The following is a 21,820-nucleotide window of genomic DNA, read 5'->3' as shown; positions in this document are numbered from 1 at the left end:
ATGAATGGGAGAAAAAATGTTAGGAATTATTAATGCAACGGGAAGTTTTCCTTCCTTAAAGAAAGTAACAGGGCATCGTTCATTAGCGGCGTTACCGTTTGGGGGCCGTTACCGACTCATTGATTTCATGCTTTCAAATATGGTGAATTCTAATATTCATAGTGTAGCGGTTTTTACAAGTCATAAAAATCGCTCACTAATGGACCATGTTGGTTCAGGAAAACAGTGGGATTTAGATAGAAAACGAGACGGACTATTTTTATTCCCGCCAAATTGCCAATGTGACCAAGATGAGTTTGGGTCTTTTGCACACTTTAGAAGACATATTGATTATTTTCTAAGAAGCAGAGAAGAGTACGTTGTTATTACGAATAGCCATCTCGTAACAGCATTAAATTTCCAGGCGGTGTTAGAGCGACATATACATACGGCAGCTGATATTACGGAAGTTTGCCATGAAGGGGTTTCGCTTCAAACATACGTGTTAAAGAAACAATTATTGTTAGATTTATTTGAGACATATAAAGATGTGGAGCAATACAGTTTATTTGATGTAGTGAGAGAAAAGCGCGGAAAATCACTGCATATTGCTACGTATGAGCATACAGGATATGTAGCTATTATTGATTCGATTGAAAGTTACTATAAACATAGCTTAGAAATTTTGCAGCCTGCTATTTGGAAGCAATTATTTAAGAAAGAAGCGCCGATCTTTACGAAAGTAAAAGATGAGCCGCCAACTCGTTATCTAAAGGGTGCAGTCGTGAAAAATACAATGATTGCAAATGGCAGTATTATTGAAGGGGAAGTCGAAAACAGTGTTGTTTCCCGTTCGGTTAAAATTGGAAAAGGTTCAATTATTCGTAACAGTATTATTATGCAAAAGAGCCAAATTGGAGATAACTGTATAATAGACGGTGTTATTATTGATAAAGACGTGAAAATTGGCGACGGTGTCGTATTAAAAGGAAACATCGATGAGCCATATGTTGTAGAAAAAGGAAGCGTACAAAACAGTACGATTAATAGTTATTCCTAAAGAATCAGTGGGGGCTTTTTCTCCCACTGATTAAAGTTTTAATTTAAATGAAAACTCGAAGGGAGGAAGCTGCAAGAGGAGTATAAAAACTTTTCGCGCAGTGGGACAACAAGTGAATATTTTATTTGCAGTATCAGAATGTGTACCGTTTGTGAAATCGGGAGGATTAGCTGATGTAGCGGGTGCGCTCCCAAAAGAGCTGAAAAAATTAGGAGTGGACGTTCGTATTATACTTCCGAATTATAGTCTCATTCCGCAAAAGTTAAGAGATGGATGTACGTTACATAAAGTAATTAACGTCCCGCTTGGGTGGAGAAATCAATATTGCGGAATTTTAAAAGGTGAGCAAGACGGAATTACGTATTACTTAATAGATAATGAATATTATTTTAAGAGAGATTCTCTGTATGGTCATTATGATGACGGGGAGCGTTTTTCTTATTTCTCAAAAGCAGTGTTAGAGTGTATTCCGCATCTTGATTTTGAAGTGGATGTTCTTCATAGCCACGATTGGCATACGGCTATGGTTAATTTCTTACTTCGTGAAAAGTATCAAGATAACCCGTTATATGAGCGTATTAAAACGGTATATACGATTCACAACTTGCAGTTCCAAGGAGTATTTCCTTCTGAAGTGATGTACGACTTGTTAGAGCTTGGTGATGAATATTTTCATAGTGAGCAGCTAGAGTTTTATGGAAACATAAACTTTATGAAAGGCGGTATTATCGCTTCGGATCAAATTACAGCGGTGAGCCCGACGTATAAAGAAGAAATTCAATATGAATTTTTCGGTGAGAAGTTAGATGGATTACTGAGAAAATATAATGATAAGCTTAGTGGCATTGTAAATGGTATTGATACGAGCGTATATAATCCAGAAACGGATTCATATATTAAGGCTCAGTATGATGCAGAGTCATTATATGAAAAGAGTGAAAATAAACGCGCTTTGCAGCGTTATTTTGGTTTGCCAGAAAAAGAGGATACACCAATTATTTCAATGGTAACGAGATTAACGAAGCAAAAAGGTCTTGATTTAGTACGCACTGTATTCCGCGAAATAATGGAAGAAGATGTACAATGTATTATTTTAGGTTCAGGTGATTCGGAATATGAGCAATTCTTTGAGTGGATGGCATATGAGTATCCGGAGAAGGTAAAAGTTTATATCGGATTTAATGAAGAATTAGCGCACCAAGTGTATGCGGGAAGCGATTTATTTTTAATGCCATCGCTGTTTGAACCGTGTGGACTTGGACAACTTATCGCATTGGCGTACGGTACGATTCCAATTGTAAGAGAAACAGGTGGATTAAACGATACGGTACATTCTTATGATGAAGAAACAGGCGAAGGAAATGGTTTCAGTTTCACGAACTTTAATGCACATGACATGCTGCATACGGTTCACCGTGCAATTGAATTTTATCACGATAAACCAGTGTGGGAGCAGCTTGTAAAACAAGCGATGACTGAAGATTATAGCTGGAGGCAATCGGCTCTTGCTTATAAGGAATTGTATAAAAGTCTCATGGAATAACATGTAGGTGGTGAAAAAATGTTTACTCATGTTGAAAGTTTTAAATCAACTTTTCTAGAAAAGTTAGAGACGATGTATGGGAAAAGTTTCAAAGATTCTACAAATCGTGATCAATATAATACGCTCGGCCATATGGTACGTGAGTATATGAATAGTCAATGGATTGCAACGAACGAGAGTTATCGATCAGGAGAGCAAAAGCAAATGTATTACTTGTCTATTGAGTTTTTGCTTGGACGTTTGCTTGGAAGTAACATCTTGAATTTAGGTATTAGAGATGTATGCGAGCAGGGGTTATCTGAACTAGGGATTTCGTTACAAGAGTTAGAAGAAGTGGAAGCAGATGCAGGCCTTGGTAACGGTGGACTTGGACGCTTAGCAGCCTGTTTTCTTGATTCACTTGCATCTTTAAACTTACCAGGACACGGCTGTGGAATTCGTTATAAACATGGTTTGTTTGATCAGAAAATTGTTGATGGTTATCAAGTTGAATTTCCAGAACAGTGGCTTCTTCATGAAAACGTATGGGAAGTAAGAAGACATGATCAAGCTGTAGAAGTAAGTTATTTTGGCAGTGTTGAACCGCTAGAAATTGACGGGCGTTTAGAGTTTAGGCATACAAATGCAGAAGTCATTATGGCGGTGCCATATGATGTGCCGGTAGTAGGCTATGAGACGAGTACTGTAAATACACTTAGACTTTGGAATGCTGAACCAGTTCCTTTCCCGCAAAACTGCAAAGATATTTTGAAATATAAGCGCGAAACAGAGGCTGTATCGGAGTTTTTATATCCAGATGATACGCATGATGAGGGAAAAATACTTCGTTTAAAACAACAGTATTTCCTCGTATCAGCAAGTTTGCAAAATATCGTTCGAATGCATAGAGAAAGATATGGTGACCTTCGTCAACTACATGAAAAAATTGCGATTCACATTAACGATACACATCCGGTTTTAGCAATTCCAGAACTGATGCGTATTTTACTAGACGAAGAAAAGTTAACATGGGAAGAAGCTTGGCACATAACGACGCAGACGATTTCTTATACGAATCATACGACGTTATCAGAAGCGCTCGAAAAGTGGCCAATTCACATTTTTAAACCATTATTACCGAGAATTTATATGATTATTGAAGAGATTAATGAACGTTTCTGTCATGAACTTTGGGAACGTTATCCTTATGAATGGCATCGCATTGAAGACATGGCAATTATTGCGCATGATCTTGTGAAAATGGCTCATTTAGCAATTGTCGGTAGCCATAGCGTAAACGGTGTAGCAAAAATTCATACGGAAATATTAAAGCAGCGGGAAATGCGATTGTTTTATGAATTTTATCCAGATAAGTTTAATAATAAGACGAATGGAATTGCTCATAGGCGCTGGCTTATGAAAGCAAATCCACAGTTAACAAATCTCATTTCAGAGGCGATTGGACCAGAGTGGAAGAAAGAACCGATTAAGCTTCAATCGTTGCAAACAGTTCAATATGATGCTAGTTTCCAAGAGAAGTTTGCAGAGGTAAAACAAGAGCGTAAAGAGATTTTAGCGGAGCGCATTCATAATACAATGGGGATTACGATTGATCCAAATTCTATTTTTGATGTGCAAGTGAAAAGATTACATGCTTACAAACGACAATTATTAAATGTTCTTCATATTTTATATTTGTATAACCGTTTGAAAGAGGATGCTAGTTTTACATTTTATCCGCGTACTTTTATTTTTGGAGCGAAAGCATCACCTGGTTATTATTACGCGAAAAAAATTATTAAATTAATAAATGAACTCGCAAGAAAAGTAAATAATGATCCGTATGTTAGTCAATATATGAAAGTTATCTTTCTAGAAAACTATCGAGTTTCTTTAGCTGAAGATATATTCCCGGCGGCGGATGTAAGTGAGCAAATTTCAACGGCGAGTAAAGAAGCATCGGGAACAGGCAATATGAAATTTATGATGAATGGTGCGATTACACTTGGAACGCTAGACGGAGCTAACGTTGAAATAAAAGACCGGGTCGGTGATGATAACTGTTTCATTTTCGGTTTAACAGCAGAAGAGGTTCTTCATTACCATCAAAATGGTGGATATCGTGCAAGTGACTATTATCACCACAATAGGCACATTAAAAAAATAGTAGATCAATTAACAAATGGTTTCTTTGCACAATCGGGTGCTGAATTTGAAGCGATCTATGATTCTCTCGTTATTCAAAATGATGAATATTTCGTTCTGCGAGATTTTGGTCCATATGCTGAAAGACAAGAAGCTGTTGGTAGAGCTTATGAGAACCGAACAAAGTGGCTAGAAATGTCGATTTTAAATATTGCACAGTCTGGTCATTTTGCGAGTGATCGAACGATTTTGCAGTACAGCAATGAAATTTGGGGTATTGGTAATGCAGTTAAACAGTTTTAAAGAGGTTGCTACGTTGGGGGATATATTATCTATTTACTAACAAAAATTAATATTAATAAATAAAACGAGCTTACTTTTTTTAAGCTCGTTTTATTTATTTTGCTTAAGAAAGAAATGGAATAGTGGTATATATTATACCTGCCCCATCATACTCTCCTGTCGCAAAGTATGAAAATGTAAAGAAACCTGTGACCGTAAAAATTACAATAAGAAAAAGTGTGAAGATAAATTTTAACATGTAAGGTCCCCTCATCCAAAAATAACTTCATAGAGTATTATAGTATATGAATATTTTATTTCCAATTGTTTACTGGTTAAAAATGAGAAGTCAGACATGTTTTGTATGTTGTAATGGAATGATTATTTGTAATGGATTTTGTGTTTTTTGTAAATGTCATATTGTGATGGACGTGTGCATACTCCCAATCATGATCATTAAAATTTATGTTTCGGGGAGGGAGAAGTGGAACGACATCGAACAAGTTGACGAAACGAAAGCTACTAGCTACTTGTAGTTTATAATAATTTCGAAAAGCGATATCTCCTACTTTTGGGGAAGCGAATGAATAAAGTCCATACTGTGCGAAGGCAGTATTTATACGTGCATCTAATATGTGTAATGTGGCAAGCGCGCCACCTAGACTATGCCCAGTAGCTAGCAGTTTTTTATGTGCTGGCAATGATACGAGCATATCCATAATAGAATCACGGCAAGACTCATAAATAGAGAGAAAGCCGTTATGGACATTTCCACCATTTAAAGCATAAGGATAAGGTTTTTGATTGACGAGAGAGTCAATAATCCAATCTGGGTCTGTTTGAGTGCCCCTAAAGGCAACGATAATTGTATCCTCAGATTCTAATATAAATCCGAACCATTCTGTTGTTTGAATGGCCTTTCCTTGAAACCCTTGTACATATTGAAAACCATCTGGTATTTCGAAAATACCATTTTGTTTATATTGTTCATACGTTAACTCACAACAAGAAGCTAACAGTATGGCAGTGTCTTTATCAAAGGATAAAGGAGTACGCATTAAGGAAGCCCTCCTTAAGAAAAGGTATAGTTTAATATATGCAGTGAGGAACTTGATTCATTCTTTTGGAAAAAAGCTTGAACCTACAGTTACGTGAGGGAGTATGATTTTTGTAAACATATTGTTAGGAGGAGTGTAAGATGAGCAAAAAGGAAGGCTGTTCAATTGGTGAGTTTTCAAAGAGAACAGGCACATCAATACGGACACTACAATATTACGATGAAATTGGACTACTTAAACCTGAAAAGAACGTTAGCTCTGGTCACCGTGTGTACAAAGGAAAAGATATATTAGAGCTACAGAAAATAGTCAGTCTTAAAGTATTAGGATATAGTTTAGAAGAAATACGCGTCATGCTTACAATTCCAAGTTTGAATGTAAGTTTAAAAGAAACGTTGGAACAACAAAGAAAAGCCTTTGAAGAAAAGAAAAAACACATTGAAGTTTCGATAAAGGCGCTTGAACGAACAAGGGTATGTCTTGAGGAAGATGAAGAGTTGGATAGTGACATATTAATGAGTCTAATTAACAGCATTCAAAAAGAAAACGAACAAAGTTTATGGCTTGAAGGATATGTATCAAAAGAATTGGCTAATGGATTATATAATAAGCCGGAAGAAGAAGGCATAGCACTTGATAAAGAGTTTGTGCGTTTAGCAAAAGAAGTGAAAAGGTTATTTGGAAGAGAAATTGAGGATTCAGAAGTGCAAAAATTGGTTGATGAACATATGAAGGCGACTCTTAAGTATGTTGGTGAAGAGACAATGTATTCTTTAGGTAAATTAGAGAATGTAGAAGAACAATATAATAATATGATGCCATCTCCTTACACGGAAGAAGAAGAGGCATGGCTTAATGACGCGATGGAGTATTATATGATTCGAAATGGTATGTATAGCCCTCCGCAGTAAAGATAAAATGCCATATTCATAAACTTTAGAGAAATGCCTCCGATGTTTTTTGCATTGGAGGCATTTTTTACTCTTTTCCATCTAAAAGGCGAACAAGGCCACCTAATATACTACTTTCACCAGTACTTTATAATGCTGGGCTTGTAAGAGGTTTGAAAAAATAGCCTGTATATATTTGAAAGATGAATAAATCACCTATTTTCTTGTGTTTGTTCGTACTATATACAGAAAATTTCGGGAAACAAAACATATTATTTATCTGTTTATTTTTGCTTCTTTTTCAAATACTCCGCACGCAATTGTTCAAGTTGCTGCTTTTTATCAAATTTGGCAGGCTTCTGTTTTTCATGAAACTTTGCCACAGCTACCTGACTTTTGGAATCTAATTGATATTTTCCCACTTTGTTCACCTACTTTTCTTGTCTTGAAAGAGAATCTATTCAACAAATATAATATACCTTATTTTACTGAAGTAAACCTTATTACTTTATTTCATCTGCTTTTTCTCGTTTGTAGACGTAAATTAAAACACCCTTTCACTGCATTACTGCAAGCAAGGGTGTTTTAATTGTAGTATTTTATTAGTCGATGGCCATGCCAACATAAGGGCCCTTTTTACTCTTTCCCATCCAATAAACGACCAAGTCCACCTAATACACTACCTTCACCAGTACTTTGCGCTGCTGGGCTTGTAAGGCGTGCTGCTAATCGGCTAAGTGTTAAGGACTGAATCCAAACTGTTCCAGGACCTTCTAATGTTGCGAAGAATAAACCCTCACCGCCAAATAGAGCTGTTTTTACTTTTCCAACGAATTCGATATCATAGTTAATATCCTTTGTCATGGCAACGAGACAACCTGTATCAATGCGAAGTTTCTCACCAGGTTTTAATTCACGTTTATATACAGTTCCGCCTGCGTGCATGAAAGCGAGGCCGTCACCTTCAAGTTTCTGCATGATGAAACCTTCACCACCGAAGAAACCAGTTCCTATTTTTTTTGTAAATTCAATTCCAATAGAAACACCTTTTGCGGCACAAAGAAAGGCATCTTTTTGACAAACGATTTTCCCTTGGTATTCTGTTAAATCTACAGGAATAATTTTACCAGGATAAGGAGCAGCAAATGAGACGTGGCGTTTGCCGTGCCCTGTATTTGTAAATACAGTCATAAACATGCTTTCACCTGTAACGAGACGTTTACCTGCTCCCATTAATTTTCCGAATAGACCGTTAGATGGGCCAGAACCATCACCGAAGATTGTCTCCATTTCGATGTAGTCTTCCATCATCATCATTGCGCCCGCTTCTGCGACAACGCTTTCCTTTGGGTCTAATTCAATTTCAACAAATTGCATATCATCGCCATATAACTTATATTCGATTTCATGTGCTTGCATTTTTTCACCTCATAAATATGTAGTAATTATATTGTACAGAAGTTAAAAGAATTAGAACACTATAGTTTTGTTAATTTTCGAATAAAAGTAGAATGAAAATTTAAGGTTATACTAGGATTATAAAAAATGATGGAATGAAAGTGTTCTCATTTGACGTTTTCGACATAGCATGATATAGTGAAAACACTATTGAGCTACATAATGTGGTACGGAAATAAAGCACGTTGTATTAAAGGCTGTAAGCTTGTTATACATTCATGTCCTTTATATCCACCTTTTCATGTGGATTCATAGTTTCATTTTTATTTAGGAGGTACATGACATGCAAACAGGTAAAGTTAAATGGTTTAACGGCGAAAAAGGTTTTGGCTTCATCGAAGTTGAAGGCGGAGAAGACGTATTCGTACATTTCTCAGCTATCCAAGGCGACGGCTTCAAAACTTTAGAAGAAGGTCAAGAAGTTTCTTTCGAAATCGTTGAAGGAAACCGCGGACCACAAGCAGCTAACGTTACAAAAAACTAATTAGCTAGCGATAAAAAGCATTCCGATTTTCGGAATGCTTTTTTTTATTCTTTGGAACTAGATTCATTTGAAGATAATTGGCCCTTAAAGGTACGCTCTTCAAAGTCATCAAGCATTTGTTCATATTCTTCATGTTCCTCTGTAGCGAAAACTTGTGGGTTTTTCCCATACATATCCGTACCGATGAAGTTTTCGAAATCCTCCACGTAGCCTACGTTTTCTTCACTATTTACGTACATGCCATTATAGTTTTTTGAATCTTGTCTTTCTAAATCAGACGGCGTTTCAGATGTTCCGTAATTTGCGACATCTTGCCACGCATCTTCCGCATCGTACTCAACAGAATGGTCCTCATCATGCTTGTGGAAAGAAGGAGACAACACTTCTTCTTCAACTGGTCGTGTATTCATATTTAACTTATTTGTCGCGTGCTGGATGCATGTTGTAGCAGTCGGCATTGCTTCTAATCTTTCAAATGGAATTTCTTCGCCAGACACTTCGCAAATGCCGTACGTACCCGCTTCAATTTTTTGCAGTGCATGTTTTGTATCATCTAGTTGTTTATGCCAAAATTCGATGAGTCCGAAATCTTTTTCTCGTTCGTATAATTCTGTAGCCATATCACCTGGATGGTTGTCATAGCTAGACAGTTCTCCTACTGAATCGCGTTCAGAAGCACGATCTGTATTTTCATGAGTTTGTATCGTTTGCTCTAGTTCTTGTTTTTGTTTTTCTAAAATGGATTTAAATTGACCTATTTGTTGTGGAGTTAACATAGTCGTCCACCTTCCTACAATTCAGTTTCTTTACATAGTATGAGCGTTGAGAGTAGGAATTATGAGATGAATTTCAGATATGAAAAAGGAGCCGCATAAGCAGCTCCTTCTTACCCCGCTATTTGCCGGGCAGTAAAACTCCCACCTACAAATTCGGCTGGAGCAAAGAAGCTAGGTGAGAGATCAACTGCCCGTAAACGCCCGATTGGTGAGGGCTGATAATCAGTGGAAATGAACAAACCCTCCATTGATTAAAGTTTCACTTTATAGGAAATATCCAAGTAATAATCCGATTCCCATTAGGAAACCGAAGATTGTATTTGTTTTTGCTGTTGCAATCATCGCAGGTACCATTTCCATTGGAATGCTTTTGCCGATAAAGCCTTTCGTCGCTTTAAATGCTTTCGGTGCACTTAAAAATACGATAAGCATCCATGGTGATACGATGCCCACGATAATTAAAGCAATTGTCCAAATGTAGGAAACGATGAACATTGAAGCAAGTACACCGACAGCTCTTTCACGTCCAACGAGAATTGCTAACGTTTTACGACCGTTTTCTTTATCGCCATCCAAGTCACGAATATTATTAGCTAGTAAAATGGCACCAATTAAAATGGAGCTTGGAATAGATAGTAAAATGACTTCTGATGTTACAGTGCCAGTTTGAATAAAGAATGAAATCCCAATAATAATGACACCCATAAATAATCCGGCTGTCAACTCTCCAAATGGTGTATATGCAATTGGAAGTGGGCCACCTGTATAAAGGTAAGCAACGGCCATACAAACAAGACCGATTGCAGCAAGCCACCAGCTAGAATTCATACAAATATAAACACCTAATAGTATTGCGATGCCGAAAAATCCAAATGCTAAGTTAAGCACTGTTTTTGGCTGAATGCCATCGCGAACGATAGCGCCGCCGATACCAACTGAACCTTCGTGATCAAGTCCTCTTTTATAATCAAAGTATTCATTAAACATGTTTGTTGCTGCTTGAATGAGAAGACAAGCAAGAAGCATCATAAGGAAAAGAGGAAGATGTATTTGATTTATACCTCCGACCTGCATCGAATATGCTGTTCCGATGAAAACAGGTACGAAAGCGGCTGTTAATGTATGGGGACGTAGTAAACTCCACCAGATGCGCCAGCCTGTTTGCTTACTTGGCTTTGGCGCCGTAGGAGAGGAATTCGTTTTGACGTTCATTTCCATGTTGAATCCTCCTTTGGTCACATATTGTACACAACTAAGTGTAGAAAAAGCATCATTTAGTGTCAACGTTTATTTTCTAGGAAGAGAAGGTGAATTTCTCAGAAATGCTAAACGTTGACAGGCCTTTCGTTTGAGGTGTATCTTAAAATCAAGCGTAATTATGACTATTTTTCGCCCATAGGGGGGAGACAATTGTGATTCAAACGAAACAAATAGGCTTGCAAGAAGCTCTTAGTGCAGCCATTAAGCGTGCAACTGATGAAAAAATATTGGTTAGCTTCGTAAAACAAATAGACTGGATGGATCCGCTTCTGTTTTATGCAGCAGGAAAAAGGATTGCATTCGAAAATAGATGTTATTTTGCAGACCCGGCTCAGCATGTAATATTTGCTGGAATTGGCTCTGTTTTCACTATAGCAACTGCTTCTCACAAACGCTTTCAAACTGCTCGTGACGAGTGGGATAAAGTAAAAGAGAAAGCATTTGTACAAAGAGAAAAATACGAATTTGGAACAGGTCCTCTTTTATTTGGTGGATTTTCATTTGACCAAGAAAAAGAGAAAACGGACTTATGGAAAGAATTTGATGATACGACATTTTCACTACCAGCATTTTTATTAACTGTAAAAAATGAAAAAGCATGGTTAACGATGAATACATTTGTCTCAGCAACAGATTGTGCAGAGACTCTTTCTAACGAAATGATTTCTTTAGAAGAGAAAATTTTTTGGGAGAGTAAATGTGCATTAGAAGGATCGAAATTAACAGTTACTTCTAAAGTAGAAGTGGATCCGAAAGGCTGGATGGAGGCCATTGAGAAAGTACAAGATGAAATGAAGCTGGGGAACGTGCAGAAGGTTGTATTAGCGAGGGAGTTAAAAGTAGAGATGGATCATCATATTGATTCTGCTCTTGTCTTAGAAGCACTTCGCATTGGGCAACCGGATTGTTACGTATTTTCTTTTGATTATAAAGGAGCATGCTTCTTAGGAGCGACGCCAGAGAGGTTAATTCGCAAAGAAGATGAGAAGTTTACTTCGATGTGTCTTGCTGGTTCAACTGGTCATGGTCAATCTATAGAAGAAAGTAAGCGAAATAGTAATGCGCTTCTTCATGATGAAAAGAATTTAGCTGAACACGGTTATGTTGTGAATATGATTAGGTCGGTATTAAATGAGCACTGCGAATCCGTTAATATTCCGGAAAGTCCGGGCTTATTAACAACGAAAAACTTAATTCATTTATATACGCCTGTAGAGGCAAAAGGCGATGCGAGTCTTTTAACAATGGTAGAAGAATTACATCCAACACCAGCTCTTGGCGGGACACCTCGTTTGGAAGCGATGAAACTGATTCGTGATGTTGAATTGTTAGACAGAGGATTATATGGCGCACCGATTGGCTGGATAGATGATGAAGGAAATGGTGAGTTTGCGGTTGCACTCCGCTGCGGGTTATTAAATGGCGAGAAAGCATCCTTATTTGCCGGTTGCGGGATTGTAATTGATTCTGTACCGCAACTTGAATATGAAGAAACAAGTTTGAAGTTTAGACCGATGCTTGGTGCTTTGGAGGAATTAATGAAATGAACAATCATATAGAAGCATTATCATATTATTTAGGCGCGTTCGTGGATGAACTGACGCGTCTAAATGTATGTGATGTTGTCATTAGTCCAGGCTCACGGTCAACGCCGATAGCTCTACTAATGGAACAACACGAAGGAATGAACACATATTTACATGTAGATGAAAGATCTGCAGGATTTTTTGCGCTCGGTATCGCAAAAGCGAAAAAACGTCCTGTTGCATTATTGTGTACATCAGGAACGGCAGCAGCTAATTACTATCCAGCTGTATGTGAAGCTTTTCATTCACGAGTGCCGCTTATCGTCTTAACGGCAGATAGACCGCATGAATTAAGAGATGTCGGTGCACCACAAGCGATGAATCAATTCAATTTATACGGTACATTTGTGAAGCAATTTACAGAGATGGCTCTTCCAGAAGCGAGTGAAGCGATGTATCATTACGCTCGCATGACAACGCAGCGTATGATAGCGAATGCTTGTTTAGCGCCGCAAGGACCTGTTCATCTTAATTTTCCAGTACGCGAACCGCTTATCCCGGATTTCTCATTAGAAGGTTTATGGGATAAAGGACGCGGGGAATATACAGGAGTAGTTCAGCAAGGGAACGTGACGATGCCGAGTGAATATGTAGATTCGCTTGTAGGGCGCCTTTCACATATGGAGAAGGGGCTTATTATTTGTGGAGACGATAGTCATTCAGAACTCGCAGCATTTGCGGCAGAATTAGCTGAAAAAACTGGATATCCAATATTGGCAGATCCGCTTTCTAATATTCGTAGCGGACATCACGATAAAACGATGGTAATCGACTGTTATGATACATTTTTACGAAATGAACTGTTAAAAGAAACGTGGAAGCCAGAAGTTATGATTCGCTTTGGTGGTATGCCTGTTTCCAAATCATTAACGCAGTTCATAAAAAAACAAACGAAAGCAGTTCATATCGTTGTTGATGAATCTGGACAATGGAGAGATCCAGCTCTCGTTGCGACAGAAGTTGTCCAAGCAAATGATATTGTATTTTGCAGTGCATTAATAGAAAAAATGCCAGTTATGAAAAAGAATGATTGGTTCGGAATGTGGCAACATATAAACGAAAAAACGAAGGAAACGCTTCGTGAAATGGAAACATATGATACTGCATTTGAAGGGAAAGTTATTACGGATATTGTCCGCGTACTACCAGACGGGGCAACATTCTTTGCGAGTAATAGTATGCCAATTCGTGATACGGATTCATTCTTCTTCACATTGGATAAAAATATTCAAGTTATGGCAAACCGCGGTGTGAATGGGATTGATGGCATCATTTCGACAGCTTTAGGAGCGAGCATTATTAGCGATCCGCTCGTATTAGTGATCGGTGATTTATCCTTTTATCACGACTTAAATGGACTGTTAGCCGCGAAATTACATGAATTAAATATAACAATTGTCGTTGTAAATAATGACGGTGGCGGTATTTTCTCATTCTTACCACAGTATGAGAAAAAGGAACATTTCGAATCATTATTTGGAACACCAATTGGTCTTGATTATGAACACGTTGTTAAAATGTACGGTGGTTCATTTAGCCGTGTAAATGGTTGGGAAAGCTTCCGAGAAGAGGTACAAAAAGGAACGACTACAGAAGGTTTACACGTTGTGGAAATTTGTACGAACCGTGATGAAAACTTAATATTGCACCGGACATTATGGGCAAAAACGATGGACGTGATTACTACATCTTTACAAGGTGAATCGAAATGAACGTAACGCTGCAAGGTGTATCGTATGAATATGAAGTAGTCGGAAGTGGGGAACCACTTCTACTTCTTCATGGTTTTACGGGAAGCATGGAAACGTGGCGTTCTTTTATCCCTTCATGGAGCGAGCAGTTTCAAGTTATTGTAGTAGATCTTGTTGGGCATGGAAAAACAGAAAGTCCCGAAGATGTGAATCATTATGATATTCGAAATGCGGCATTGCAAATGAAAGAACTACTAGATTACCTTCATATTGAAAAAGCGCACGTACTTGGCTATTCAATGGGCGGTAGACTGGCGATTACTCTGGCATGTCTATATCCAGAGTATGTACATTCTCTTTTATTAGAAAATTGTACAGCTGGGCTTGAAAGTGAAGAGGACCAAAAAGAACGTTGTGAAAAGGATGAGCGACTTGCTGATAAAATTGAGCGAGAAGGCATCCGAAGTTTTGTATTAATGTGGGAAAATATTCCGCTATTTGAAACGCAAAAAAGTTTAGCAAAAAACGTACAAGAAGCAGTGCGAAAAGAACGACTTGCTAACAATCCAAAAGGACTTGCCAATAGCTTACGCGGCATGGGAACAGGGGCTCAGCCTTCATGGTGGGATGAGCTACACAACTTGAAAATGCCTGTTCTTTTAATGAACGGGGAGCATGATGAAAAGTTCTTTCGCATATTAAAAAATATCGAAAAATGCGTCTCTGACGCGAAATTTGTCAAAATTGATGGTGCTGGCCATGCAATTCATGTGGAACAACCGGAAAAGTTTGATACAATAGTAAAGGGATTTCTAAAAACTATGCAGTGATACTTTTTTCAGCAAGAAGGAAGCCACGCTTATAGATGAAATCAGAAATATACAAGGAGGTAGTTGTAATGGCTATTGAATGGGTAAAAGAAGGCAATTACGAAGATATTATTTATTCAACATACAATGGTATCGCAAAGATTTCGATTAACCGTCCTGAAGTACATAACGCATTCCGTCCAAAAACGGTAATGGAGTTAATCAACGCTTTTGCACACGCTCGTGATGATGCAAATGTTGGCGTTATCATTTTAACAGGTGAAGGTGGACGTGCATTCTGTTCTGGCGGCGACCAAAAAGTTCGCGGTCATGGTGGATATGTAGGTGACGACCAAATCCCTCGTTTAAACGTATTAGATTTACAACGTCTAATTCGTGCAATTCCTAAACCAGTTATCGCAATGGTAGCAGGTTATGCAATCGGTGGTGGACACGTACTTCATATCGTATGTGACTTAACAATCGCTGCAGACAACGCTGTATTCGGACAAACAGGTCCTAAAGTAGGAAGCTTTGACGGTGGATACGGAGCTGGTTACCTAGCTCGTATGGTAGGCCACAAGAAAGCTCGCGAAATTTGGTACCTATGCCGTCAATATAGTGCACAAGAAGCGCTTGATATGGGCTTAGTAAACACAGTAGTACCATTAGAAGAACTTGAAGCAGAAACAGTACAATGGGCACAAGAAATCTTAGCAAACAGCCCAATGGCACTTCGTTTCCTAAAAGCTGCATTCAACGCAGACACAGACGGTCTAGCTGGTATTCAACAACTAGCTGGAGATGCAACATTATTGTATTACACAACTGACGAAGCAAAAGAAGGTCGCGACGCGTTCAAAGAAAAACGCAGTCCGGACTTCGGTCAATTCCCTCGTTTCCCGTGATCAAAAGCGAAAGCGGCTCGCTTAGAATGTGAGGGGGATGGAGCTTCTGACGTAGAGGCGCTTTTTGCCTCGTAGGAAGAAGTGAAGCCACCGAACATTCTAGCTACTATAGCTGGATGTTTTAAAAGCGGAGCCGACTGTTTAGCCTCGTAGGCTAAGGTTCTTTCGCACAGAAAGTGTACTTTACTTTCTCGTGCGGAAGGTTCTTAGACGGAAGGGGCTAGGAGGCGCAGCTAGATGAGATCAAACCGGAAACAAAACAACTAAGAGACTTGATGTCATATCAAGTCTCTTTCTTTCATGAAAGGAGAATGTATGATGGAGACGATGCCAAATTGGTTAAAGCAACGTGCATTTTTAACACCAGATCGCACTGCAATTGAAATAGAGGAAGAGAAAGTTACTTTCGTGCAGCTGCATGAAAAAGTAGTATCTGTTTGTGAACACCTCACGTATGTAGGAGTGAAGCGTGGGCAAAAGGTGGCTGTTCTGATGAAAAATGGTATGGAGATGATTACAGTTATTCACGCCCTATCTTATGTAGGGGCAGTAGCTGTACTTTTAAATACGCGTCTTTCAAGAGAAGAGCTACTTTGGCAAATGGAGGATGCTGAGGTTGTATGTTTAGTAACGGATCAAGATTTTGAAGCTAAAGATGTTCCTGTATATCCATTCGCCGAAGTGATGAATGGACCGAAGGCGGAAGCCTCTATACAAGAAGAATTCACTTTAGAAGAAGCGATGACAATTATTTATACGTCTGGGACGACTGGGAAACCGAAAGGCGTTATTTTAACGTACGGTAATCACTGGGCAAGCGCGGTAGGCTCTTCGCTTAATTTAGGGCTTCGTGATGATGATTGTTGGTTAGCCTGTATGCCGATGTTCCACGTTGGCGGGTTATCTCTTTTAATGAAAAATATTATGTACGGAATGCGCATTTTACTCGTTCCGAAATATGATGCTGACTTTATTCATAAAGCACTTCAAACGAGAGGCGTAACAATTATTTCTGTCGTTTCTAAAATGTTAACTGACTTATTAGAGAGACTTGGAGAAGAGACATATCCATCTTCTTTACGATGTATGTTACTTGGCGGAGGACCAGCGCCGAAACCGTTACTCGAAACATGTGTAGATAAAGGAATTCCTGTATATCAAACGTACGGTATGACAGAAACGTCGTCGCAAATTTGTACGTTATCCGCGGATTACATGTTAACGAAAGTAGGGTCTGCCGGGAAACCACTATTTCAGTGCCAACTTCGTATTGAAAAAGATGGTGTAGTAGTGCCGCCGTTAGTGGAAGGCGAGATTGTAGTAAAAGGACCGAACGTAACAGGCGGTTATTTTAACCGTGAAGATGCGACGCGCGAAACCATTCAAAATGGATGGCTTCATACTGGTGACCTCGGTTATTTAGACGAAGAAGGATTTTTATACGTATTAGATCGACGCAGTGATTTAATCATTTCTGGCGGAGAGAATATATATCCGGCCCAAATTGAAGAAGTGTTGCTTTCTCATCCGATGGTAGCAGAAGCAGGTGTCGTCGGTATGACTGACGATAAATGGGGACAAGTACCAGCTGCTTTTGTTGTAAAAAATGGGGAGGTAACAGAAGAAGAAATTATTCATTTTTGCGAGGAGAAATTAGCGAAATATAAAGTGCCGAAAAAAGCGTGTTTCTTAGAGGAATTACCACGAAATGCTTCGAAAAAATTGTTAAGACGAGAGCTAAGACAATTAGTGGAGGAGATGTAGTGGAAATAAAAAAAGCGACACTGTATATAACGGAAATGCCACTCGTAATCCCGTTTGCTGCGAGCTACGGGACTTACGAAAAGCGTGAGAGTATTGTTATTGAATTAGAGGATACAGACGGGTACATCGGATTTGGGGAAGTCGTTGCATTTTCTGAACCGTGGTATACGGAAGAAACGGTGAAGACAGCACTACATGTACTGCAAGACTTTTTGTTACCTGATTTATTAAAGGCTGAAATTTCTCATCCGAATGAGGTACCGGGTCTATTTCAACATATAAAAAGAAACCGAATGGCAAAAGCCGGAATAGAGGGGGCTATTTGGGATTTATATGCGAAGCGTCAAAAGAAATCGCTAGCGACAGTTCTTGGAGGAGCTAGCCCTGAAATTGAAGTCGGCGTTGTAATTGGGATCAATACGATTCCGGTTATGTTAAAACAAATCGAGAAGTACGCAGAAGAAGGGTACGAGCGTTTTAAAGTGAAAATAAAGCCAGAGCATGATTACGAATTATTGAAAGAGATTCGTAAAGAGTTCCCGCACATCCCGTTAATGGCTGATGCAAATTCAGCGTATACATTAGCGGATACAGAGAAACTGAAACGACTAGATGAATTTCAATTGATGATGATTGAGCAACCGCTAGCAGATTACGATTTTCTCGATCATGCACAGCTGCAGAAGAAGATTGAAACGCCAATTTGTCTAGACGAAAGTATCCATAGTTTAGAAGACGCACGCGTTGCGATTACACTTGGTAGTTGCCGCATCGTTAACATTAAACCAGGGCGAGTGGGCGGATTAACAGAATCGGTTCAAATTCATAATTATTGCATGGAGCATAACATACCAGTTTGGTGCGGTGGTATGGTGGAGATGGGGATTTCACGAGCGCAAAATGTTGCTCTTGCTTCATTACCTAACTTTACGATTCCAGGCGACATATCTGCTTCTAGTAGACATTGGCAGAGGGATATTATTTCACCGGAAGTGACGCTTGAGGGCGGGAAAGTGATGGTGCCGCAAAGCGTTGATGCTGAGTATGAAGTAGATCGCGGAAGGCTGGCGGAAATCACGAAGCAGCGGATTGTGTTTGAACGGTAAATGGAAGTTTCATTAGGATGCCCGCAAGTAGCGAGAGGATTTTGTCGTTCATTGTCGGTAAGTCGATATATTTCAATAATCGCTGATATAATTTTATTTACCAAGGTTACTGTAACGAGTAGCCTTTTCGTATTGTACAAATTGGATAGACTAGTTTACAATCGAGCGTATAAAAATGGAATGAAAAAGGGGGAGTAAAATGAAGCGCATTTCAATTTTAATAGCTGATGATGAGGCGGAAATTGCTGACTTAATTGAGATACATTTAGAAAAAGAAGGGTACCATGTTGTGAAAGCAGCGGATGGGGAAGAGGCGGTTCATATTATTGAAGCGCAGCCAATCGACTTGGTAGTTTTAGATATTATGATGCCGAAAATGGATGGTTATGAGGTGACGCGTCAAATTCGCGCGAAACATCATATGCCAATTATTTTTTTAAGCGCGAAAACTTCGGACTTTGATAAGGTGACAGGTCTTGTACTAGGTGCGGATGATTATATGACGAAGCCTTTCACACCGATAGAATTAGTTGCACGTGTAAATGCACAACTGCGTAGGTTTTTTACGTTAAATCAACCGAAAGTAGCGGAGAGTAAATCTGCTTTAGAAATAGGCGGAGTCGTAATTAATCCTGAGCGCAGGACGGTTGATGTGTATGGTGAGCAAATTGAATTAACGCCGAAAGAGTTCGATATTTTATATTTATTAGCGAGTCATCCGAAGAAAGTATACAATGTGGAAAATATTTTTCAGCACGTATGGGCGGATGATTATTATGAAGGTGGAAATACAGTAATGGTACATATTCGTACTTTGCGGAAGAAACTTGGAGAAGATAAAAGAAAGGATAAATTAATAAAAACAGTGTGGGGAGTAGGTTATACTTTCAATGGCTAATATGATGAAAAGTTTTCGATTTAAAATGATTGCCTTATTTGCGTTAAGTATGGTGCTTGCAGCAACTGTAACTTATATAATTTATAAAGGATTGCAGCTGTATTATAAAACAATGGTTCGCTACGAAGAGCCTTTAGCACAATTTAGGTCAATGGTAAGGGAATTTGGAGACATTAACTTCTTTTTAATTTTCTTTATTCCGTTGTCTATTATCTTTTTCTTCTTTTTGACAAAACCGTATTTAAAATACTTTGATGAAATTTCTAATGGGATTCATCATCTTGCGAACGGTAACTTTACGAATAAAGTTCAAGTTTCATCAAATGATGAGTTTGGAAATATCGCGCGTGAAATAAATGTTGCAAGTGAAAAGTTAAAAGAAGCTGTTGAAAGAGGAGATTTTGCTGAAAGTAGTAAAGATCAGCTTGTTGTAAATTTAGCTCATGATTTAAGAACGCCATTAACATCCGTGTTAGGATATTTAGATTTAATTCTTAAAGATGAAAATTTAACAAAAGAACAAATTAAACATTTCTCCACAATTGCATATACAAAATCGCAAAGACTGGAAAGTTTAATTGATGAGCTATTTGAAATTACACGTATGAATTATGGCATGCTAAAGCTGGATAAAAAGCCGATTGATATAAGTGAGTTACTTATACAGTTAGAGGAGGAATTGTATCCGTTATTAGAAAAACATCATTTAGAAGCTAGATTGAATGTGGACCCTCATTTACCGATGCACGGTGATGGAAAATTGTTAGCTAGAGTATTTGAAAACTTGTTAACAAATGCCGTTCGTTACGGATATGATGGGCAATTTATTGATATGAATGGGTATGTTGATAATAGAGAAGTTGTCGTACAAATTATGAATTATGGAGATAGCATTCCAGAAGAAGATTTACCGTATCTTTTTGATATGTTTTACACAGGTGATAAAGCGAGAACTGAGAACCGTGGCGGGACAGGCCTTGGACTATTCATTGCGAAAAATATTGTCGAGCAGCATAATGGTACGATTTCTGCTGAAAGCAATGTAGTTAGAACGATATTTGAAGTACGATTGCCAAAAGACGAGAATGTAACAATTTAATAAAAATTTAAACTTTACCCCACTTTTTATTTTAATAGTTTTTTCTATTCTATACGTAAGTTACGTTAAGGAGGAACTAGAAATGAAAAAGTGGGTATTTATTTCTTTTTTTATAGCATGCACAGTATGTGTAGGCGTTTATATATCACCTTTATTTCAAAAGGAAATCGATGTTAAAATTGTCGGGAAAGATGAGCTAGTAAAGGCGGCAAACACTGAGAGGAAAGAGATTACGAAGGAACAAATTTATAAGGGTGATTTATTATTAGTTAACAGGGATTATCCAGTAAAAAAAGATAGTATTAGGTCTGATATTATAAATATAAATCATAATAGTGAATTAGTAAGAGGCTATGTAATATTTGATAGAAATCTTCGTTTATCAAAGGATGTTGTGAAAAAGTTTTTGAACGTTGTCGATGCGGCTGGAAAAGAAAGTGTTAACCATTTTTTGATTAGTAGTGGTTATAGAGATTTCCAAGAGCAAAAACAGCTATATGAAAAAATGGGATCTGATTATGCACTTCCAGCAGGATACAGTGAACATAATTTAGGATTATCACTGGACATTGGGTCTACTCAAAAAAAAATGGAGAAAGCGCCTGAAGGAAAATGGATTGAAGAGAACGTATGGAAGCATGGCTTTGTATTACGTTATCCGAAAAATAAAAGTAACATTACTGGAATTCAATATGAGCCATGGCATATCCGTTATGTCGGCCTACCTCATAGCGCAATTATGCAAAAAAAGAATTTTACACTAGAGGAATATTTAGAGTTTTTAAAAGAGGAAAAAGAGGTTTCAACTGAAGTAGAAGGTAAGAAATATACTGTTTCTTATTATAAAGTTTCTGAGAATACGAAAGTGAACGTTCCAGCAAACAAGCAGTATGAAATTTCCGGTAACAATATGGATGGGGTTATTGTGACGGTTCAGGAATAGAGAAAAAGGCTGTGCCATTTGGGACAGCCTTTTCTTATATAAGAAAGGAATTGACGTTTTTTGTCGGTAAATCGATATTCCTTGTCGAATCGTTGATATATT

General features: G+C 38.2%; 20 protein-coding genes and 1 pseudogene. 14 read left to right on the top strand and 7 right to left on the bottom strand.

Going from position 1 to position 21,820, the window contains the following annotated elements; genetic code table 11:
- Window positions 1-4 precede the first annotated feature (4 nt).
- From glgD to glgP, 3 genes are all read left to right on the top strand, one after another.
- The gene (gene glgD / locus MR160_RS22475; RefSeq protein WP_000504159.1) at window positions 5-1,039 is read left to right on the top strand and encodes a glucose-1-phosphate adenylyltransferase subunit GlgD; all 1,035 of its coding nucleotides are present in this window, start codon (window positions 5-7) and stop codon (window positions 1,037-1,039) included.
- A 112-nt stretch (window positions 1,040-1,151) separates the two neighbouring features.
- Window positions 1,152-2,582 (top strand): glycogen synthase GlgA, encoded by a 1,431-nt coding sequence (gene glgA, locus MR160_RS22470; protein WP_002081949.1) that lies wholly within the window; start codon window positions 1,152-1,154, stop codon window positions 2,580-2,582.
- An 18-nt stretch (window positions 2,583-2,600) separates the two neighbouring features.
- Window positions 2,601-5,009: a glycogen phosphorylase gene (gene glgP, locus MR160_RS22465; protein ID WP_000494093.1), complete on the top strand. Its 2,409-nt coding sequence runs from the start codon at window positions 2,601-2,603 to the stop codon at window positions 5,007-5,009.
- A gap of 103 nt (window positions 5,010-5,112) precedes the next feature.
- Here the strand turns inward: glgP and MR160_RS34890 are convergent, their stop codons facing one another.
- Complete coding sequence (locus MR160_RS34890; RefSeq protein ID WP_000911076.1) at window positions 5,113-5,247, bottom strand: hypothetical protein; 135 nt, start codon at window positions 5,245-5,247, stop codon at window positions 5,113-5,115.
- A gap of 76 nt (window positions 5,248-5,323) precedes the next feature.
- On the bottom strand, window positions 5,324-6,046 hold the full coding sequence (locus MR160_RS22460) for a lipase family protein (protein ID WP_001260110.1): 723 nt from the start codon (window positions 6,044-6,046) through the stop codon (window positions 5,324-5,326).
- Between the two features lie 140 nt (window positions 6,047-6,186).
- Here MR160_RS22460 and MR160_RS22455 point away from each other — a divergent pair, with 140 nt between their 5' ends.
- On the top strand, window positions 6,187-6,957 hold the full coding sequence (locus tag MR160_RS22455) for a MerR family transcriptional regulator (protein ID WP_000037218.1): 771 nt from the start codon (window positions 6,187-6,189) through the stop codon (window positions 6,955-6,957).
- Window positions 6,958-7,024: 67 nt separating this feature from the next.
- Here MR160_RS22455 and MR160_RS35365 read toward each other — a convergent pair.
- From MR160_RS35365 to MR160_RS22445, 3 genes and pseudogenes are all read right to left on the bottom strand, one after another.
- Window positions 7,025-7,105: pseudogene (locus MR160_RS35365) on the bottom strand (TIGR00266 family protein); the annotation flags it as partial.
- A 115-nt stretch (window positions 7,106-7,220) separates the two neighbouring features.
- The gene (locus MR160_RS22450; protein ID WP_000521641.1) at window positions 7,221-7,358 is read right to left on the bottom strand and encodes a hypothetical protein; all 138 of its coding nucleotides are present in this window, start codon (window positions 7,356-7,358) and stop codon (window positions 7,221-7,223) included.
- Window positions 7,359-7,572: 214 nt separating this feature from the next.
- Window positions 7,573-8,355 carry a TIGR00266 family protein gene (locus MR160_RS22445; RefSeq protein ID WP_001147844.1) on the bottom strand — a complete coding sequence of 261 codons (783 nt, stop codon included), beginning with the start codon at window positions 8,353-8,355 and terminating at the stop codon, window positions 7,573-7,575.
- A gap of 322 nt (window positions 8,356-8,677) precedes the next feature.
- Between MR160_RS22445 and cspD the strand changes: the two genes are divergently transcribed.
- Window positions 8,678-8,878, top strand: a complete 201-nt coding sequence (gene cspD / locus MR160_RS22440; protein WP_001193052.1) for a cold-shock protein CspD — start codon at window positions 8,678-8,680, stop codon at window positions 8,876-8,878.
- A 44-nt stretch (window positions 8,879-8,922) separates the two neighbouring features.
- Here cspD and MR160_RS22435 read toward each other — a convergent pair whose 3' ends face one another.
- Together MR160_RS22435 and MR160_RS22430 are read right to left on the bottom strand one after the other, a co-directional pair.
- The gene (locus MR160_RS22435; protein WP_063675926.1) at window positions 8,923-9,654 is read right to left on the bottom strand and encodes a yteA family sporulation protein; all 732 of its coding nucleotides are present in this window, start codon (window positions 9,652-9,654) and stop codon (window positions 8,923-8,925) included.
- A 264-nt stretch (window positions 9,655-9,918) separates the two neighbouring features.
- Entirely contained in the window at window positions 9,919-10,872 is a 954-nt protein-coding gene (locus tag MR160_RS22430; RefSeq protein WP_000425770.1) for a 1,4-dihydroxy-2-naphthoate polyprenyltransferase, read from the bottom strand.
- A 194-nt stretch (window positions 10,873-11,066) separates the two neighbouring features.
- On the opposite strand from MR160_RS22430, the gene MR160_RS22425 reads away from it, so the two are divergent.
- From MR160_RS22425 to MR160_RS22385, 9 genes are all read left to right on the top strand, one after another.
- The gene (locus MR160_RS22425; RefSeq protein ID WP_000616702.1) at window positions 11,067-12,461 is read left to right on the top strand and encodes an isochorismate synthase; all 1,395 of its coding nucleotides are present in this window, start codon (window positions 11,067-11,069) and stop codon (window positions 12,459-12,461) included.
- Window positions 12,458-14,212, top strand: a complete 1,755-nt coding sequence (menD, locus tag MR160_RS22420; protein ID WP_242298068.1) for a 2-succinyl-5-enolpyruvyl-6-hydroxy-3-cyclohexene-1-carboxylic-acid synthase — start codon at window positions 12,458-12,460, stop codon at window positions 14,210-14,212. The genes MR160_RS22425 and menD overlap by 4 nt, the downstream gene beginning before the upstream one ends.
- Window positions 14,209-15,021, top strand: a complete 813-nt coding sequence (menH, locus tag MR160_RS22415) for a 2-succinyl-6-hydroxy-2,4-cyclohexadiene-1-carboxylate synthase (RefSeq protein WP_001103351.1) — start codon at window positions 14,209-14,211, stop codon at window positions 15,019-15,021. The genes menD and menH overlap by 4 nt, the downstream gene beginning before the upstream one ends.
- Before the next feature lie 68 nt (window positions 15,022-15,089).
- Complete coding sequence (gene menB, locus MR160_RS22410) at window positions 15,090-15,908, top strand: 1,4-dihydroxy-2-naphthoyl-CoA synthase (RefSeq protein WP_000963888.1); 819 nt, start codon at window positions 15,090-15,092, stop codon at window positions 15,906-15,908.
- 318 nt (window positions 15,909-16,226) lie between these two features.
- Complete coding sequence (locus tag MR160_RS22405; protein ID WP_000449560.1) at window positions 16,227-17,672, top strand: o-succinylbenzoate--CoA ligase; 1,446 nt, start codon at window positions 16,227-16,229, stop codon at window positions 17,670-17,672.
- Window positions 17,672-18,778 carry an o-succinylbenzoate synthase gene (gene menC, locus MR160_RS22400; RefSeq protein WP_000403313.1) on the top strand — a complete coding sequence of 369 codons (1,107 nt, stop codon included), beginning with the start codon at window positions 17,672-17,674 and terminating at the stop codon, window positions 18,776-18,778. Before MR160_RS22405 ends, menC begins: the two co-directional genes overlap by 1 nt.
- 199 nt (window positions 18,779-18,977) lie before the next feature.
- A complete protein-coding gene (locus MR160_RS22395) occupies window positions 18,978-19,676 on the top strand; it encodes a response regulator transcription factor (protein WP_000822507.1) in 699 nt (232 codons plus the stop codon).
- Complete coding sequence (locus MR160_RS22390; RefSeq protein ID WP_000002601.1) at window positions 19,669-20,775, top strand: sensor histidine kinase; 1,107 nt, start codon at window positions 19,669-19,671, stop codon at window positions 20,773-20,775. The genes MR160_RS22395 and MR160_RS22390 overlap by 8 nt, the downstream gene beginning before the upstream one ends.
- A gap of 82 nt (window positions 20,776-20,857) precedes the next feature.
- Window positions 20,858-21,718, top strand: coding sequence for a D-Ala-D-Ala carboxypeptidase VanY (locus tag MR160_RS22385; RefSeq protein ID WP_000759400.1), 861 nt, complete (start codon window positions 20,858-20,860; stop codon window positions 21,716-21,718).
- Window positions 21,719-21,820: the final 102 nt, after the last annotated feature.

Origin of the sequence: Bacillus cereus group sp. BfR-BA-01382 (assembly GCF_022663475.1) — a bacterium.
In the GTDB taxonomy this organism is placed as follows: Bacteria; Bacillota; Bacilli; order Bacillales; family Bacillaceae_G; genus Bacillus_A; species Bacillus_A thuringiensis_S.
The sequence above is the reverse complement of the archived record's forward strand: the minus strand, read 5'-3'. Positions and strand labels throughout refer to the sequence as shown.